The following is a 13,835-nucleotide window of genomic DNA, read 5'->3' as shown; positions in this document are numbered from 1 at the left end:
GCCGCAGACCACCGGTGCACGCACCCCGCACCCCCAGCCGACACCCCTCGCGGCCGGGCTCGCCGGAGCCGAAACCCTGAGGAGGGCCTGACCCGTGAACCCCACCGCTCTGCAATTCCTCCTCGCGGCGCTCGTCGTGCTCCCCCTCCTGGGCGCGCTCGGCGCCCTGCTCCCGGCGCCGCCCGGTCTCAAGGGCCGCAACCCCGACCAGGCAGTGCTGCGCCATGGCGTGACCGTCACCGGAGTCATCCTCGCCGCGTCCATCGCGCTGGCGGCCGGCTTCGACCACGACCAGCCGGCCCGTATGCAGGCCACCACCGACATCAGCTGGATCCCGGCGCTCGACATCCGCATCCACCTCGGCGTCGACGGCATCTCGCTCCCCCTGCTCGTCCTGACCGCGCTGCTGACCTTCCTCTGCGCGCTCTACAGCTACTTCCACATGCCAACGGGCCCGTCTCCCAAGGCATTTGTGGCCTTGCTTCTCGTCCTGGAGGCCGGCACCCTCGCCACCTTCGCCGTCCTCGACCTGATGCTGTTCTTCCTCGCCTTCGAGATGGTCCTCATCCCGATGTACTTCCTCATCGCCCGCTGGGGCGGTGCGGGAAAGCAGGCGGCCGCTTGGAAGTTCATCCTCTACACGCTGCTCGGCTCCGTCGTGATGCTGCTCGGCCTCCTGCTCATCGGCGTGAAATCCGGCACGTTCGACATGGTCGCACTCGCCACTGACAACGGCCCGAATGCCCAGCTCAGCCACACAGTTCAGCTCATCGCGGTGCTCGCCGTCGGCATCGGACTGGCCGTCAAGGCCCCGATGTGGCCGCTGCACAGCTGGCTGCCGGATGCCCACACCGCCGCCCCCACCGTCGGCTCGGTGCTGCTGGCCGGCGTGCTGCTGAAGATGGGCACCTACGGCTTTGTGCGCATCGCACTGCCCATCACGCCCGAGGGCATGCACACCTTCGCGCCGTACCTCGCCGCGTTCGCCGCCGTCGGCATCATCTACGGATCGCTCGCCTGCCTCGCGCTGGTCCGCAAGGGCGCCGGCGGCGACCTCAAGCGCCTGATCGCGTACAGCTCCGTCGGCCACATGGGCTTCGTCCTGCTCGGCATCGCCAGCCTGAACCCCACCGGCGTCAACGGCGCACTGTTCGCCAACATCGCGCACGGCCTGATCACCGGCCTGCTCTTCTTCCTGGTCGGCGCCCTCAAGGACCGCACCGGCAGCACCGACCTCGACGCCCTTGCCGGCACCACCGGCGCCGCCCTGTACGGCAGGGCCCCGCGCTTCGGCGGCCTGCTCGCCTTCAGCGCCGTCGCCTCTCTGGGCCTCCCCGGACTGGCCGGCTTCTGGGGCGAGATGCTCGCGATGTTCGGCGCCTTCCAGCCGGCCGCGGGCCTCAGCCGCCCCGCCTTCCTCACGTTCATGGCGCTGGCCGGCCTCGGCACCCTGCTGACCGCCGCGTACCTGCTGCTCGTCGTCCGCCGCGTCTGCATGGGCGGCACCCCGGTACTCGCCACGACCGCCCCGCTCGGCGCCGCGCCCACCCCGGCCGGGAGCCCGGACGGGACCCCGGCCGAAGAGCCCGCACCGGCACCCGCCATCCCCGACCTCGCGCGCTACGAATACGCGGCCTGGAGCCCCCTGGTCGTCCTCACCGTCCTCACCGGACTGTGGCCCGCGGTCCTCCTCGGCCTCACCGACCCGGCCGTCCAGCAGATCCTCGGAGGCGGTAAGTGATGAGCTCGATGATCCCGATGGCCGCGAGCCCGGTGGCCTCTCTGGTCCAGTCCGTCGACTGGCTCGCCATCGCGCCGCCCACCATCGCCGCGGCCGTCGCCCTGGTGGTGCTCGTCGCCGACCTGTTCCTCCCCCCGGCCAGGAAGCCGCTGCTGGGCTGGATCGCGACCGGGGGCCTCGCCCTCGCCGCGCTCTCCCTGCTGCCCCTCCTGGACGGCGACCGCCGCACCTTCTGCCTCACGGGCCACCCGTCCGTCTGCAGCTACGTGGCCGACCCGTTCACCCTCGTCATCCAGTTCCTGGTGCTGGCCGCGGCGTTGCTGACCGCCCTGCTGTCCGTCGACACCATCAAGGACCACGACCTGCCCGCCGGCGAGTACTGGTTCCTGCTGCTCTCCTCGGCGGCCGGCGCGGCCCTGCTGCCCGCCTCCCGGGACCTCGCCACCCTCGTCATCGCCCTCGAAGTGGCCTCCCTGCCCGCCTTCGCACTGGTCGGACTGCGGCGCGGCGACCGGCTCTCCTCCGAGGCGGCCCTGAAGTTCTTCCTGTCCTCGGTGGCGGCCACCGCCGTGATGCTGCTCGGTGTGAGCTTCCTGTACGCCGCCACCGGAAGCCTCCACCTCTCCCGGGTGGCGACCACCCTCACCGACCTCCCCGACCCCCGCCTGGCAACCTTGGCGAGCGCCGGCGTCGCGCTCACCCTCGTCGGCTTCGCCTTCAAGACCGCGGCCGCCCCGTTCCACTTCTGGGTGCCGGACACCTACGTGGGCGCGCCGCTCCCCATCGCCGCCTACTTGTCGGTGGTCGGCAAGGCCGTCGGCTTCTCCGGCCTGATCCTCGTCACGGTCCAGGGCTTCCCCTCGTACGCGGACGTCTGGGGCCCGGCGCTGGCCGTCATCGCGGCGCTCACCATGACGGTGGGCAACGTCGCCGCGCTGCGCCAGGACCCGGACCGCGCGCACAGCGCCGTCCGCCTGCTCGCCTGGTCCTCCGTCGGCCAGGCCGGCTACCTCCTGGTCCCGATCGCGGCGGCCGGTTACCTCGACGACCCGGCGCACGCCATCGGCGCCACCGTCGCCTACGCCCTGATGTACGCGGCAGTGAACCTCGGCGCCTTCGGGGTCGCCGCCCTGGTGGCCCGTACACGCCCGGCCAACCGCATCAGCGACTACCGCGGCCTGTACGCCCAGCGCCCCCTGGCCGCCTTCGCGCTCGGCTTCTTCCTCCTCAACCTCGCCGGTCTGCCGCCGGGCATCATCGGCCTCTTCGCCAAGGTCACGGTCTTCTCGTCGGCCGTCGACGCCGGCCTGGGCTGGCTCGCCGTGATCATGGCCATCAACGTGGTGATCGCGCTCTACTACTACCTCCAGTGGACGGCGGTGCTCTTCCGCGGCGCCGAGGCACCGGAGGGACGCCCGGCGGAGCAACTCGCGGCGGGGACGGCCGCCCCGGCTCGCGCCAGGATTCCGGCCGCCCTCACCACCGCGATCGCCCTCGCCGCGGTCCTGGGTGTCGCCCTCTCCGGCGCCCCGCAGGCGGTCCTGCGCTTCGCCTCAGGAGCACTCCTCTAGCGGTACGGGACCGAGGCCTTACCGGGCCGTACGGGGCCCTACCGGCCCCAAAGGGCCCACGGCCTCCCATACGCCCGTGAGTCCCAGGGAACGCCCTCGCACACCCCGCCCGGACCGCCCCGCGTGCACAAGGGAACTAGCCCTGCTCATCTCGCGTTGACCAGTGAGTAAGGGTCCACTGGAGAGTGGAGACACAGAGCAAAGGGTTCCCCTGCCGCACCGCTTGGAGGGCGTACCGTGCACCGCCGGCACAACGGGCTCAGAACCGCCGTACTCCTCGGGGGACTGTCCGCACTCATCATCGTCATCGGCAGCCTGTTCGGCCGTATGGGCCTGATCATCGCCGTCCTCGTCGCGCTGGGCACCAACGCCTACGCCTACTGGAACAGCGACAAGCTCGCCCTCAGGGCCATGAGGGCCCGCCCCGTCAGCGAGTTCGAGGCCCCCCGGCTCTACCGCATGGTCCGCGAGCTCTCCACGGCCGCCCGCCAGCCCATGCCGCGCCTGTACATCTCCCCGACCCAGGCCCCCAACGCCTTCGCCACCGGCCGCAACCCCCGCAACGCCGCAGTCTGCTGCACCGACGGCATCCTCCAGCTCCTCGACGAACGCGAGCTGCGCGGCGTCATCGGCCACGAACTCAGCCATGTCTACAACCGCGACATCCTCATCTCGTCCGTGGCGGGAGCCCTCGCCTCGGTCGTGATGTTCCTCGTCAACTTCGCCTGGCTGATTCCGATAGGCCGGTCCGACGACGACGAAGGCCCCGGCATTCTGGGCATGATCCTGATCATGATCCTTGGGCCGGTCGCGGCCGCGCTGATCCAGCTGGCCGTCAGCCGCTCCCGCGAGTACCAGGCGGACGCTTCCGGCGCCCAGCTCACCGGCGACCCGCTGGCCCTCGCCTCCGCCCTGCGCAAGCTCGAATCCGGCACCCAGCAGCTCCCGCTGCCCCCCGAGCCGCGCATCGAGACCGCCAGCCACATGATGATCGCCAACCCGTTCCGCGCGGGCGAGGGCAGGTCCAGGCTCTTCTCCACCCACCCCCCGATGCGCGAACGCATCGCCCGCCTGGAACAGATGGCGGGCCACCGCCCCTGAAGCCTCCGGGGTGGTGCCACTTGGGGGGCTTGAGCAGCGATCGGCCTGCTCAGCCGATCGTGGCTGGCAGAACGGCGACGAGATCGACGTCGACATCGACGTCGACATCGGCATCGGTATCGGCATCGGTATCGGTATCGGTATCGGTATCGGTATTGAGGTTCACACCAGTCGTGTTGACCTTTGTGTCGGCCTTGGAGCCCCCAGACCCAGCAGCTTCCGGCTGGCGATCCGCTATCCCCGTGCCCGCTGCTCCGCGTTCTGCCGGTACATGCGCAGGCACCCCCAAGTGCCCATCGCCACCTGCACCACCATCAGGCCCGCGATGAAGCCCCCGTAGGAGCCGGACTCCTCCGCCGTGACCGGAGCTGCCGCGCCCGCGGGGTCGTAGCGCACGGATACGGTGTCGCCCGGCTCCACGTACTCCTGGCAGCCGTCGCCCTCGGTGAGGTCCGGTGATATCCGCTGTCCGGAGGCCCGGCGGAGGGTGCAGTGGTCGCTCTTGCCGGACTCCTTGGAGGCAACGACGGCCTCAGTCCACCGGCCTCTCTGCTGCAGCGCGACCTCGTTGCCGGCTTCCCCGGAGACGACGGCCAGCACGACCCCGGTGATGACCGGAACGACCAGCTGCCAGGCCACCGTGCGCTGCCGCAACGGCACCCGCGGCACGGTGAACAGCGGCACCAGCAGCGACGCCAGCGGCAGCACCAGCACGGCCAGCGGCCCGGTGACGGCACGCAGCCCAGAGCTCAGCGGCACAGCCGGGGCCAGATAACCGAGCGTCGCCGATCCGGTCGCACACACCACACAGAAACCGAGCCACAGCAGCAGCTGCCTCGTCCGCCCCATCTACCTCTCCCCCCACACGGAAGGGTGAGCCTAACCGGACAAGGCTCAACACCGGTGACTTTGACTGCTGCCGAAGCTCGGCCGAGGACGTTCCAGACACCATCGCGCCATAGAGCTCGCCAAGTCACCGGCACTGACCCTGGCCGGTCGCACGGTTGTCACCGCAACGGTTCATGGGGGTTGGCGCGTCTAGCAGGTCAGACCGACTATCCGCTGTGCCTGTGGAAGGCTGCCGATCATGAAGTTCATCCTTAACATTCTCTGGCTGGTGCTGAGCGGCTTCTGGCTGGCGATCGGCTACGTTGTCGCAGGCCTCATCTGCTGCATCCTGATCATCACCATCCCCTTCGGCATCGCGTCCTTCCGGATCGCGGGCTACGCCCTCTGGCCCTTCGGCCGCACCACCGTCGAGCGCCATGACGCCGGTGCCGGTTCGGCGATCGGCAATGTCATCTGGATCATCTTCGCGGGCTGGTGGCTGGCCCTGGGGCACATCATCACCGGCCTTGTCCTGTGTGTGACGATCATCGGGATCCCGTTCGGCATCGCCAATTTCAAGATGATCCCGATCTCTCTGATGCCGCTCGGACGCGAGATCGTTCCCACCGACCAGCCCTTCGCGACCCGCTGACCCGACCGCTCCGGACCGGCCCCTCACGCCCGTACGAGCCCCTGAGGGGCCACATACCGCCGGAACCCGAGCGGTTCGACACCCGGCAGGCTGCCGATGAAGCGCATCACCGGCCCGTCACCCTGCAACATGGCGCCGACCACGCGCTCATGGGACTCCGGGTCCGTCCACTCGCTGTAGTTGACGACCTGCGTCCCGTCCTCACTGATGTGAAAGTGCGAGGCGATCCCGCCCCCGCCGGGCTGCCGGCCGACGTGCAGGTCCACCAGGCCGTCGATGAGCTCCCGCGCCGCGTCATGCCCCGTCGTCCGGAAGGCGACCCGTATGACGCAGCCCAGCGCCTCCGGCTCCCCCTCGGGCAGCAGGCTGCGGTAGAGCCGGAAACGGGTGGGCCCGGAATTGCCGACGCCCTCGGCACCCCCGACGCCGTCCAGTTCCGCCGCGATACGCTCGCGCAGCCCCGTGCTCTCGGTCCGTACGAACTCCTGGTGCGCCGCATCGCTCGTCCACTGCGCGTAGTTGAGGATGCTGCGCCCGTCCGTCCCGGCGAACAGCACCCGCGACAGAAAGCCCGCCGGCAGCGGCGTCTCCTCCCAGGCGCGGGCGACGCCGTCCAGGACGGCCCGCTGCCCCTCGGGGCTGCCCGCGTCCCATTCACTGATCAGTACGGAGCCGGCGTCCGGCCGCCGGATCTCGGGAAACACATCGGTGCGGAAGGTGGAGCTGTCGTTGCGTGTGCCGCGAGGTGAAGTCATGCCAACACCCTGCAACCTGAAGCGAAGTTGAGGTCAAGGCTCCCTGTGCCGCCCTCTTCGTATCGCTCCTGAAACGCCGGTGGGGCGGCGCGCCCATGGCGCACCCACCCGGCCACCCGCTCCGGCGGCCTCGTGCACACCGCCGGCCGGCGGCGCCTACCGGTAGTTCACGAACTTCCCGCTTGATCGTCTGACCTGCGATCTTGTGCCGGAAGGGCCCGTGAGCTGCGAAAACCACCTTCAGTAGTTGCCGCCGTTTTCGGGCCCTTCTTGGCCCGTCCTGGCCCTTGTGCCCTGCCTGTGCCCTCGGGCGCAACGCCCTCCCTACACCACTGCGGGCATGGGCACCGTTCTGTGTGGCAAGCCCGAACGGATGGAGCCCCGATGCCCCGCCGACCGTTTGAGCTCAGTAGGCCCGCCGCAGCGTGGGGGGTGTGCTGATGTTGGACGAAGCCGAGGAGATCGGCCGCCGCGCCCGGCGGGCACGCCTACGCTTGGGCAAGCCGCAGGCCGACCTCGCCGCAGCCCGGGGCAAGTCTCAGGGGTGGGTGTCGAAGATGGAGCGCGGCTTGATCGAGATCGACCGCGTTGGTCTGTTGAACCTGCTCGCTGCCGAACTGCATGTTCACCCCAACGACTTGATCGGGCGTCCGTACGCCAGCAGCCCGAGCGAGAATCAGTGGCAGGTCGCCGCCACTTCGATCCTGCATCCCCGACGCAGTGGTGGAAGATGCGGTGCGCTGGGTCCACTCACCGCCCGCCCGGCGGCCGGGCCCCAACGCCGTCGGCCCGTGAAACTCCCGGAGCGCTACGCCCCTCCCGCCATATGACGGGACCGCGCCCCCGGCCCCCGACCCGCCGACCACGGCGACGGGGGCCGACCCATGCCCGCCCCTGGCGGCGGCTTATGGTCGAGTCAAGCGGAACACAAGGAGGGGTGTATGAGTCCCGCGGTATGGATCATCTTCGCCGTCGCAGTCGGCATGATTGCCGTCATCGCATGGAAAGCCTGGGGCAGCCGGGGATAGGGCCCTGCAAGCGCGAGGTGTATGTCCTGCATACGCCTTGCCTCATGTGCTCACTCGTCGTCGGCCGGTCGCGGCGTGCGTCGGCGGCGTGCTGCGGGGTGCGGTTCGGCCGGCCGATTGCGCGGACGCGGGGCTCGGGACTTCGCGGCGGCCGTGCCGCCCTTGCTACTCGGCTTCGTGCGGTGGCAGGGATCTCACGGACTCGTACATCTGCCGAGACGCAACACGCTCGACACGTACACACATCTGTGGCCCGATGAAGAGGACACAACGGGGGCCGCCGTCGAGGATGTCCTCGGCGATGTGCCCCCGTTGCGCCCTGCGAAGTCCGCCTAGCGACGTCTGTGCAGGTCAGGCCGGTAGATCACCGGTAGTTCACGAACTGGATCGCGAAATCCAGGTCCTTACCCTTGAGCAGCTGCTGCACCGACTGCAGGTCGTCCCGGCTCTTCGAGCTGACCCGCAGCTCATCGCCCTGCACCTGCGCCTTGACGCCCTTCGGGCCCTCATCGCGGATGATCTTGGCGACCTTCTTCGCGTTCTCCTGCGAGATCCCCTCCTCGACGGAGGCGGAGATCTTGTACTCCTTGCCCGAGGCCTGCGGCTCGCCGGCGTCCAGCGCCTTCAGCGAGATCCCGCGCTTGACCAGCTTGGACTGGAAGATGTCGAGAACCGCCTTCACCCGCTCCTCGGCGTTGGCCCGCATCTCGATCTTCTCGCCCGACCACTCGATCGACGCGCCCACGCCCTTGAAGTCGTAGCGCTGCGAGATCTCCTTGGCGGCCTGGTTGAGGGCGTTGTCGACCTCCTGCCGCTCGACCTTCGAGACGATGTCGAAACTGGAGTCGGCCATGTTGAGTTGGCTCCTCATACGTAGATCCGTCAGGGGTACGGCCCCATCGGGACCGCCCCGCAAGCCTAGCCACCCGGCCATGATCCAGCGCTCTGGAATCGAGTGGCGAACCACCCCCAGCCATCGGGTATGGTTTACGTCGTTGCCACAGAGCACCGCCCCACAGCGGGTCTCCCGGCAGCAAATCCTGGCGGTGTGCCCGAGCGGCCAAAGGGAGCAGACTGTAAATCTGCCGGCTTCGCCTTCCCAGGTTCGAATCCTGGCGCCGCCACAGGAGTGGAACGGCCCCTGACCCGTGTTGATGCGGATCAGGGGCCGTTTTCGTTGTGTCATGCCCGACCGTTGTCCCCTGCCCGACCGGGCCCGGCGGCACGTACGCCCCGACACGCGCAGCGGCGCATCCGGTCTCGCTACGGCCGGTCGGTCAGGGTCAGTGCCCTGCCACCGCCTTGACCGCCGCCGCCACCGGCACATCCCCGCCGATCAGCTCCAGCGTCCGGCCGGCCGTGCCCGGTTCGTCGAGCAGCGCCGCCAAGGTGGCCGCCACATCGTCGCGGGTCACCGCGGCCCGGCCGGTCGCATCGGCGAGTGTCACCAGGCCCGAGCCGGGATCGTCGGTCAGCCGGCCCGGCCGCAGGATTGTCCAGTCGAGCCCGGCGCGGGCCCGTACGTCCGCGTCCGCCGCGCCCTTCGCCCGCAGGTACGCCGCGAAGACCGGGTCGGTGCCCTCCGGCGGCTCACGGTCCGCGCCCATCGACGAGACGACGATGAGGCGCCGTACGCCCGCTGCCTCGGCCGCGTCCGCGAACAGCGCCGCGGCGCCGCGGTCCACCGTGTCCTTGCGGTCGGCGCCGCTGCCCGGTCCGGCGCCCGCCGCGAAGACGGCCGCGTCCGCGCCCTCCAGATGCCGCGCGATGTCCGCCACCGACGCCGACTCCAGGTCGCAGACCACCGGCTCGGCTCCCGCGGCCAGCAAGTCGCCGGCCTGTTCCGGCCGGCGGATGATGCCCGCGACCTCGTCCCCGCGCCTGGCGAGCAACCGCTCCAGCCGAAGCGCGATCTGACCATGTCCACCTGCGATGACAATGCGCATGATCCCGACCGTACGCCGAAGTGGCGCCGCACACCGCAGGACCGGCCGGTGGCGGTTGGGGGTACCTCCCGCGCATGGGGGAGGAGCCGAGAGTGGGCGGAGCCTTCGGCGGCCCGACCCGACCCGGCTCAGCGCTGCGACTGCCGGGGTAGCTCCAGCGCCACATCCACCGCCGAGTCGCAGTACTCGCGCACCGCGCTGGTACGTGCCACCACCCGCCCCCGGTGCACCACGATGCGGCTGTAGGCGAGCGAGAGGACCCCGGCGATCCGTTCGCCGCGTACGGCCAGCAACTCCGCTGGGAAGCCCGCCTCGACCCGCACCTCCGGGAGGCCCAGCGTCGCCCGCGCCGCGGTGCTCACCGTCTCGTACGCCGCCTCCGGCGTGGCCTCGCCCAGGGACGCCAGCAGATACGCGGCCTCCAGTGGATCGCCGCGCCCCACCGGGTTCGCCACATCCCGCAGCGCCCCGCTGCCCGCCGCGACCCGCACCCCGGCCGCGCGCAGCAGCCGTACCGGCGCCGGCCGGGACACCCGCGACCCGTAGCGCTCCAGTCCCGTGCAGTCGCCCTGCGGCAGGCAGACGACGGCGACATCGGCGGCCGCCAGCTGTTCGGCGACCCGGGCCGCCACGCTGCGCGGCATCCGGGTCATCCCCGCGCACGGCCCGATGGCCACGCCGGGCCGCAACCCGCCGGACATCGCCGCGAACCGCGCCAGCCGCGCCGGATCGTCACCGTCGGTGTGCAGGTCCACCGGGCAGCCGTGCTCGCCCGCCACCTCCAGGACGGCCTCGACATGCCCGGCCGGATCGGGGTCGAGGTCCGGGCAGCCGCCGATCACCGAGGCGCCCATCTTCACCGCGTCCCGCAGCATCGCCAGCCCGTCCGCGCCGGCCACCCCGGTGAGCACCCGGGGCACCGCGACCGCCGCCACATCGGCCAGCCCGCGCAGCGACCTGCGGGCCTGCAGCACCGCCTCCAGCGAGCGCAGGCCCTGGACGCCGCCGATCCTGACGTGGCTGCGGGACGCGGTGGCGCCATGCCCGAGCTGGAGCAGCGCGGCCTCCGTCGTACGCCGTTGGACATCCTCGGGCGAGTCGGAGGCGGGGCCGTCGGAGTCCGCCGTCAGGGCGGTGTCGCAGTGCGCGTGCGGCTCGGCGGGGGCGGGGAGTAGGAGATAGCCGGCGAGGTCTACGCGGGCGCCCTGGGGAGCGAGGCTGCCGGCCGTCCCGACGGCCTCGATGCGCCCGCCGCCCAGCCGTACGTCCACAGTGCGGCCGTCGGCGAGTCGGGCGCCGCACAGAACCAGCGCGCCCGCCTCGGACCCGGCGCGCCGGCCGGCGCCGCGCGGTCTGCCCGGTTTCCCCGGCTGTTCCGGCTGTGGCTGCGGCGAACTGCTGTCGGACATCGCGCTCCTCGAAGGCACGGGCGTGCAAGATCACGCAGCGATCTTCCGAGCCTAGGGGGCGGTCGGGAGAGCCGCGCGGAGGCGCGAAATAGTCGTACCGGTGTGGTGCGCGAGGTCGTTGGGGTGGGGCCCGGATACGGATTTCACCTTTGGCTGCGGGCCGTGTAATGTCTTCATCGCTCGCCCCAATAGCTCAGTCGGCAGAGCGTCTCCATGGTAAGGAGAAGGTCTACGGTTCGATTCCGTATTGGGGCTCTGATGTGTGAGGTACCTCGTCTTCGGGCGAGGGACTCTCGCATCACAGCGGTGTAGCTCAGTCGGTAGAGCAAGCGGCTCATAATCGCTGTGTCACCGGTTCAAGTCCGGTCACCGCTACTGACAGTAGCCGATTGTGGGGTCGGTCCTCCGATCGGCTACTCTTTTATGCGTTCATCCGTCCATCCGTCCGTCAAGGAGCACTCACGTGGCTGCCACAGACGTCCGCCCGAAGATCACGCTGGCCTGCGTGGAGTGCAAGGAGCGGAACTACATCACCAAGAAGAACCGGCGTAACGACCCGGATCGTCTTGAGATGAAGAAGCACTGCCCCCGTTGCAACTCGCACACCGCGCACCGCGAGACGCGATAACACAGGCTCGTTCGTGAGGCCGTCCCCATTCGATGGGGGCGGCCTCACGGCGTTATCACCATTCAGTACAGGGAGGTTGCGAGCCCATGGCGCTCGACCCGTCTTTTGTCGGACGCACGTACCCGCCCACCGACCCGTACGAGGTCGGCCGGGAAAAGATCCGCGAATTCGCCGAGGCGATCGCCGACACCAACCCCGCTTACACCGACACCGAAGCGGCCAAGGCGCTCGGCCACCCCGATGTGATCGCGCCGCCGACTTTTGTGTTTGCCATCACGTTCAACGCCGCGGGCAAGGTCGTACAGGACCCGCAACTGGGGCTGGACTACAGCCGCGTGGTGCACGGCGACCAGAAGTTCGCCTACACCCGGCCGGTGCGCAGCGGGGACCGGCTGACCGTCACCTCCACCATCGAGGCGATCAAGTCCATGGCGGGCAACGACATCATCGACATCCGCGGTGAGGTGCACGACGAGGCGGGCGAACACGTGGTGACCGCCTTCACCAAGCTGGTCGCCCGCGCCGCGAAGGAGGACTGAGATGACCGCGAAGATCTCTTACGACGACGTCGAGGTCGGCACCGAACTCCCGGCGCAGTCCTTCCCCGTGACCCGCGCCACGCTCGTCCAGTACGCGGGCGCCTCCGGTGACTTCAACCCGATCCACTGGAACGAGAAGTTCGCCAAGGAGGTCGGGCTGCCGGACGTCATCGCGCACGGCATGTTCACCATGGCCGAGGCGATCCGTGTGGTCACGGACTGGGCCGGTGACCCGGCTGCCGTCGCCGAGTACGGCGTGCGCTTCACCAAGCCCGTCATCGTCCCCAACGACGAGACCGGCGCCCTGATCGAGGTCAGTGCCAAGGTCGCCGCCAAGCTGGACGACAACGACCGCACGGTCCGCGTCGACCTCACCGCGGTGAGCGCGGGCCAGAAGGTGCTGGGCATGTCCCGTGCAGTGGTCCGCCTCGCCTGAGCACTGAGCCCGCCGGGGCGGCCGGCAGAGGACTGTCGGACCGCCCCCGTACCCTTGGGCGCGTGCAGGAACGCCACGTGGAACACAACGCCCCCCTCGCCCCGCTGACCACCTTCCGGCTCGGCGGCCCGGCGACCCGCCTCGTCACGGCCACCACCGACGACGAGGTGATCGCCGCCGTCCGCGAAGCCGACGACGCCGGCACCCCGCTGCTGATCATCGGCGGCGGCAGCAATCTCGTCATCGGCGACAAGGGCTTCGACGGGACGGCAGTGCGCATCGCCACCCGCGGCTTCGCCCTGGACGGCACGGATCTGGAGCTCGCCGCGGGCGAGAACTGGTCCGATGCGGTGGCCCGTACGGTCCAGGCCGGGCTGGCCGGCGTCGAGTGCCTGGCCGGCATCCCCGGCTCGGCCGGCGCCACCCCGATCCAGAACGTCGGCGCGTACGGCCAGGAAGTCTCCGCCACCATCACCGAGGTCGTCGCCTACGACCGCCGCGCGCGCGAGACCGTCACGATCCCCAACGCGGAATGCGGTTTCTCCTACCGCCACAGCCGCTTCAAGCAGGACCCCGACGGATTCGTCGTGCTGCGGGTGCGCTTCGCCCTGGAGGACGCGGACGGCCTCTCCGCGCCCCTGAAGTACCCCGAGACGGCCCGCACCCTCGGCGTCCAGGCCGGCGACCGGGTCCCGGCCGCCATCGCCAGAGAGACCGTTCTCGCGCTGCGCGCCGGCAAGGGCATGGTCCTGGACCCGGGGGACCACGACACCTGGTCGGCCGGCTCCTTCTTCACCAACCCCGTCCTCACCGAGGCCGAGCACGCCGCCTTCGTGCAGCGCGTCCAGGACCGCCTCGGCCCGGACACCGCACCACCCGCCTTCCCGGCCGGGGACGGCCTGGTGAAGACCTCCGCCGCCTGGCTCATCGACCGGGCCGGCTTCACCAAGGGCTACGGCAGCGGACCGGCCCGTATCTCCACCAAGCACACCCTCGCGCTCACCAACCGCGGCGCGGCGACCACCGAGGACCTCCTCGCGCTGGCCCGCGAGGTCCGCGACGGTGTGCACACGGCCTTCGGCATCATGCTCGTCAACGAACCGGTGACGGTCGGCGTCAGCCTCTGAGCGGCGCCTTAGGGTCTGTCCGATGGGTCAGGGTTGGAAAGGCCGCGGCGTCTGGTGCGGTGCATCGCAAGGCG

Annotated in this window: 13 protein-coding genes, 3 tRNA genes and 1 pseudogene; 12 read left to right on the top strand and 5 right to left on the bottom strand. The window is 70.3% G+C overall.

Going from position 1 to position 13,835, the window contains the following annotated elements; translation table 11 throughout:
* Positions 1–94 precede the first annotated feature (94 nt).
* From AB0I10_RS01910 to htpX, 3 genes are all read left to right on the top strand, one after another.
* Positions 95–1,741, top strand: coding sequence for an NADH-quinone oxidoreductase subunit M (locus AB0I10_RS01910; protein ID WP_363150280.1), 1,647 nt, complete (start codon positions 95–97; stop codon positions 1,739–1,741).
* An 8-nt stretch (positions 1,742–1,749) separates the two neighbouring features.
* Positions 1,750–3,312, top strand: a complete 1,563-nt coding sequence (locus AB0I10_RS01905) for an NADH-quinone oxidoreductase subunit N (RefSeq protein ID WP_363150419.1) — start codon at positions 1,750–1,752, stop codon at positions 3,310–3,312.
* Between the two features lie 237 nt (positions 3,313–3,549).
* Complete coding sequence (htpX, locus tag AB0I10_RS01900) at positions 3,550–4,413, top strand: zinc metalloprotease HtpX (RefSeq protein ID WP_363150279.1); 864 nt, start codon at positions 3,550–3,552, stop codon at positions 4,411–4,413.
* A 234-nt stretch (positions 4,414–4,647) separates the two neighbouring features.
* On the opposite strand, the gene AB0I10_RS01895 is transcribed toward htpX, so the two are convergent.
* Positions 4,648–5,262, bottom strand: coding sequence for a hypothetical protein (locus tag AB0I10_RS01895; RefSeq protein WP_363150278.1), 615 nt, complete (start codon positions 5,260–5,262; stop codon positions 4,648–4,650).
* Positions 5,263–5,500: 238 nt separating this feature from the next.
* On the opposite strand from AB0I10_RS01895, the gene AB0I10_RS01890 reads away from it, so the two are divergent.
* A complete protein-coding gene (locus AB0I10_RS01890) occupies positions 5,501–5,893 on the top strand; it encodes a YccF domain-containing protein (protein ID WP_363150277.1) in 393 nt (130 codons plus the stop codon).
* 23 nt (positions 5,894–5,916) lie between these two features.
* Here the strand turns inward: AB0I10_RS01890 and AB0I10_RS01885 are convergent, their stop codons facing one another.
* Positions 5,917–6,648 carry an antibiotic biosynthesis monooxygenase gene (locus tag AB0I10_RS01885; protein ID WP_363150276.1) on the bottom strand — a complete coding sequence of 244 codons (732 nt, stop codon included), beginning with the start codon at positions 6,646–6,648 and terminating at the stop codon, positions 5,917–5,919.
* A gap of 440 nt (positions 6,649–7,088) precedes the next feature.
* Between AB0I10_RS01885 and AB0I10_RS01880 the strand changes: the two are divergent.
* Positions 7,089–7,355 (top strand): annotated as a pseudogene (locus tag AB0I10_RS01880) (helix-turn-helix transcriptional regulator); the annotation flags it as partial.
* 685 nt (positions 7,356–8,040) lie between these two features.
* Here the strand turns inward: AB0I10_RS01880 and AB0I10_RS01875 are convergent.
* The gene (locus AB0I10_RS01875; RefSeq protein WP_363150275.1) at positions 8,041–8,529 is read right to left on the bottom strand and encodes a YajQ family cyclic di-GMP-binding protein; all 489 of its coding nucleotides are present in this window, start codon (positions 8,527–8,529) and stop codon (positions 8,041–8,043) included.
* Between the two features lie 189 nt (positions 8,530–8,718).
* On the opposite strand from AB0I10_RS01875, the gene AB0I10_RS01870 reads away from it, so the two are divergent.
* Positions 8,719–8,800: transfer RNA gene (locus AB0I10_RS01870), tRNA-Tyr, on the top strand.
* A gap of 159 nt (positions 8,801–8,959) precedes the next feature.
* Here AB0I10_RS01870 and AB0I10_RS01865 read toward each other — a convergent pair.
* Both AB0I10_RS01865 and AB0I10_RS01860 read right to left on the bottom strand, forming a co-directional pair.
* Positions 8,960–9,622 carry an NAD(P)H-binding protein gene (locus AB0I10_RS01865; protein WP_363150274.1) on the bottom strand — a complete coding sequence of 221 codons (663 nt, stop codon included), beginning with the start codon at positions 9,620–9,622 and terminating at the stop codon, positions 8,960–8,962.
* Between the two features lie 128 nt (positions 9,623–9,750).
* Positions 9,751–11,031, bottom strand: coding sequence for an amidohydrolase family protein (locus AB0I10_RS01860; protein ID WP_363150273.1), 1,281 nt, complete (start codon positions 11,029–11,031; stop codon positions 9,751–9,753).
* Positions 11,032–11,213: 182 nt separating this feature from the next.
* Between AB0I10_RS01860 and AB0I10_RS01855 the strand changes: the two genes are divergently transcribed.
* The 6 genes from AB0I10_RS01855 (at position 11,214) to AB0I10_RS01830 (ending at position 13,761) form a co-directional block, all read left to right on the top strand.
* A tRNA-Thr gene (locus AB0I10_RS01855) sits at positions 11,214–11,286 on the top strand.
* Positions 11,287–11,333: 47 nt separating this feature from the next.
* A tRNA-Met gene (locus AB0I10_RS01850) sits at positions 11,334–11,406 on the top strand.
* An 88-nt stretch (positions 11,407–11,494) separates the two neighbouring features.
* Positions 11,495–11,659, top strand: a complete 165-nt coding sequence (gene rpmG / locus AB0I10_RS01845; RefSeq protein WP_006604855.1) for a 50S ribosomal protein L33 — start codon at positions 11,495–11,497, stop codon at positions 11,657–11,659.
* An 86-nt stretch (positions 11,660–11,745) separates the two neighbouring features.
* Positions 11,746–12,198, top strand: coding sequence for a MaoC family dehydratase N-terminal domain-containing protein (locus tag AB0I10_RS01840; protein WP_363150272.1), 453 nt, complete (start codon positions 11,746–11,748; stop codon positions 12,196–12,198).
* Position 12,199: 1 nt separating this feature from the next.
* Positions 12,200–12,634 carry a MaoC family dehydratase gene (locus AB0I10_RS01835; protein ID WP_363150271.1) on the top strand — a complete coding sequence of 145 codons (435 nt, stop codon included), beginning with the start codon at positions 12,200–12,202 and terminating at the stop codon, positions 12,632–12,634.
* A 62-nt stretch (positions 12,635–12,696) separates the two neighbouring features.
* Positions 12,697–13,761 carry a UDP-N-acetylmuramate dehydrogenase gene (locus AB0I10_RS01830; RefSeq protein ID WP_363150270.1) on the top strand — a complete coding sequence of 355 codons (1,065 nt, stop codon included), beginning with the start codon at positions 12,697–12,699 and terminating at the stop codon, positions 13,759–13,761.
* The last annotated feature ends 74 nt before the right edge of the window (positions 13,762–13,835 follow it).

This window comes from Streptomyces sp. NPDC050636 (genome assembly GCF_040654775.1).
GTDB lineage: Bacteria > Actinomycetota > Actinomycetes > Streptomycetales > Streptomycetaceae > Streptomyces.
Note: the sequence above shows the minus strand (reverse complement) of the source record. Positions and strands in the feature narration are given on the sequence as shown.

What these genes read in the sequence shown, in the direction of transcription:
- AB0I10_RS01835 (WP_363150271.1), top strand. Translation starts at nt 12,200, where the DNA reads ATGACCGCGAAGATCTCTTACGACGACGTCGAGGTCGGCACCGAACTC.
- AB0I10_RS01890 (WP_363150277.1), top strand. Translation starts at nt 5,501, where the DNA reads ATGAAGTTCATCCTTAACATTCTCTGGCTGGTGCTGAGCGGCTTCTGG.
- AB0I10_RS01860 (WP_363150273.1), bottom strand. Translation starts at nt 11,031, where the DNA reads ATGTCCGACAGCAGTTCGCCGCAGCCACAGCCGGAACAGCCGGGGAAA.
- AB0I10_RS01895 (WP_363150278.1), bottom strand. Translation starts at nt 5,262, where the DNA reads ATGGGGCGGACGAGGCAGCTGCTGCTGTGGCTCGGTTTCTGTGTGGTG.
- AB0I10_RS01885 (WP_363150276.1), bottom strand. Translation starts at nt 6,648, where the DNA reads ATGACTTCACCTCGCGGCACACGCAACGACAGCTCCACCTTCCGCACC.
- AB0I10_RS01840 (WP_363150272.1), top strand. Translation starts at nt 11,746, where the DNA reads ATGGCGCTCGACCCGTCTTTTGTCGGACGCACGTACCCGCCCACCGAC.
- AB0I10_RS01905 (WP_363150419.1), top strand. Translation starts at nt 1,750, where the DNA reads ATGATCCCGATGGCCGCGAGCCCGGTGGCCTCTCTGGTCCAGTCCGTC.
- AB0I10_RS01865 (WP_363150274.1), bottom strand. Translation starts at nt 9,622, where the DNA reads ATGCGCATTGTCATCGCAGGTGGACATGGTCAGATCGCGCTTCGGCTG.
- AB0I10_RS01875 (WP_363150275.1), bottom strand. Translation starts at nt 8,529, where the DNA reads ATGGCCGACTCCAGTTTCGACATCGTCTCGAAGGTCGAGCGGCAGGAG.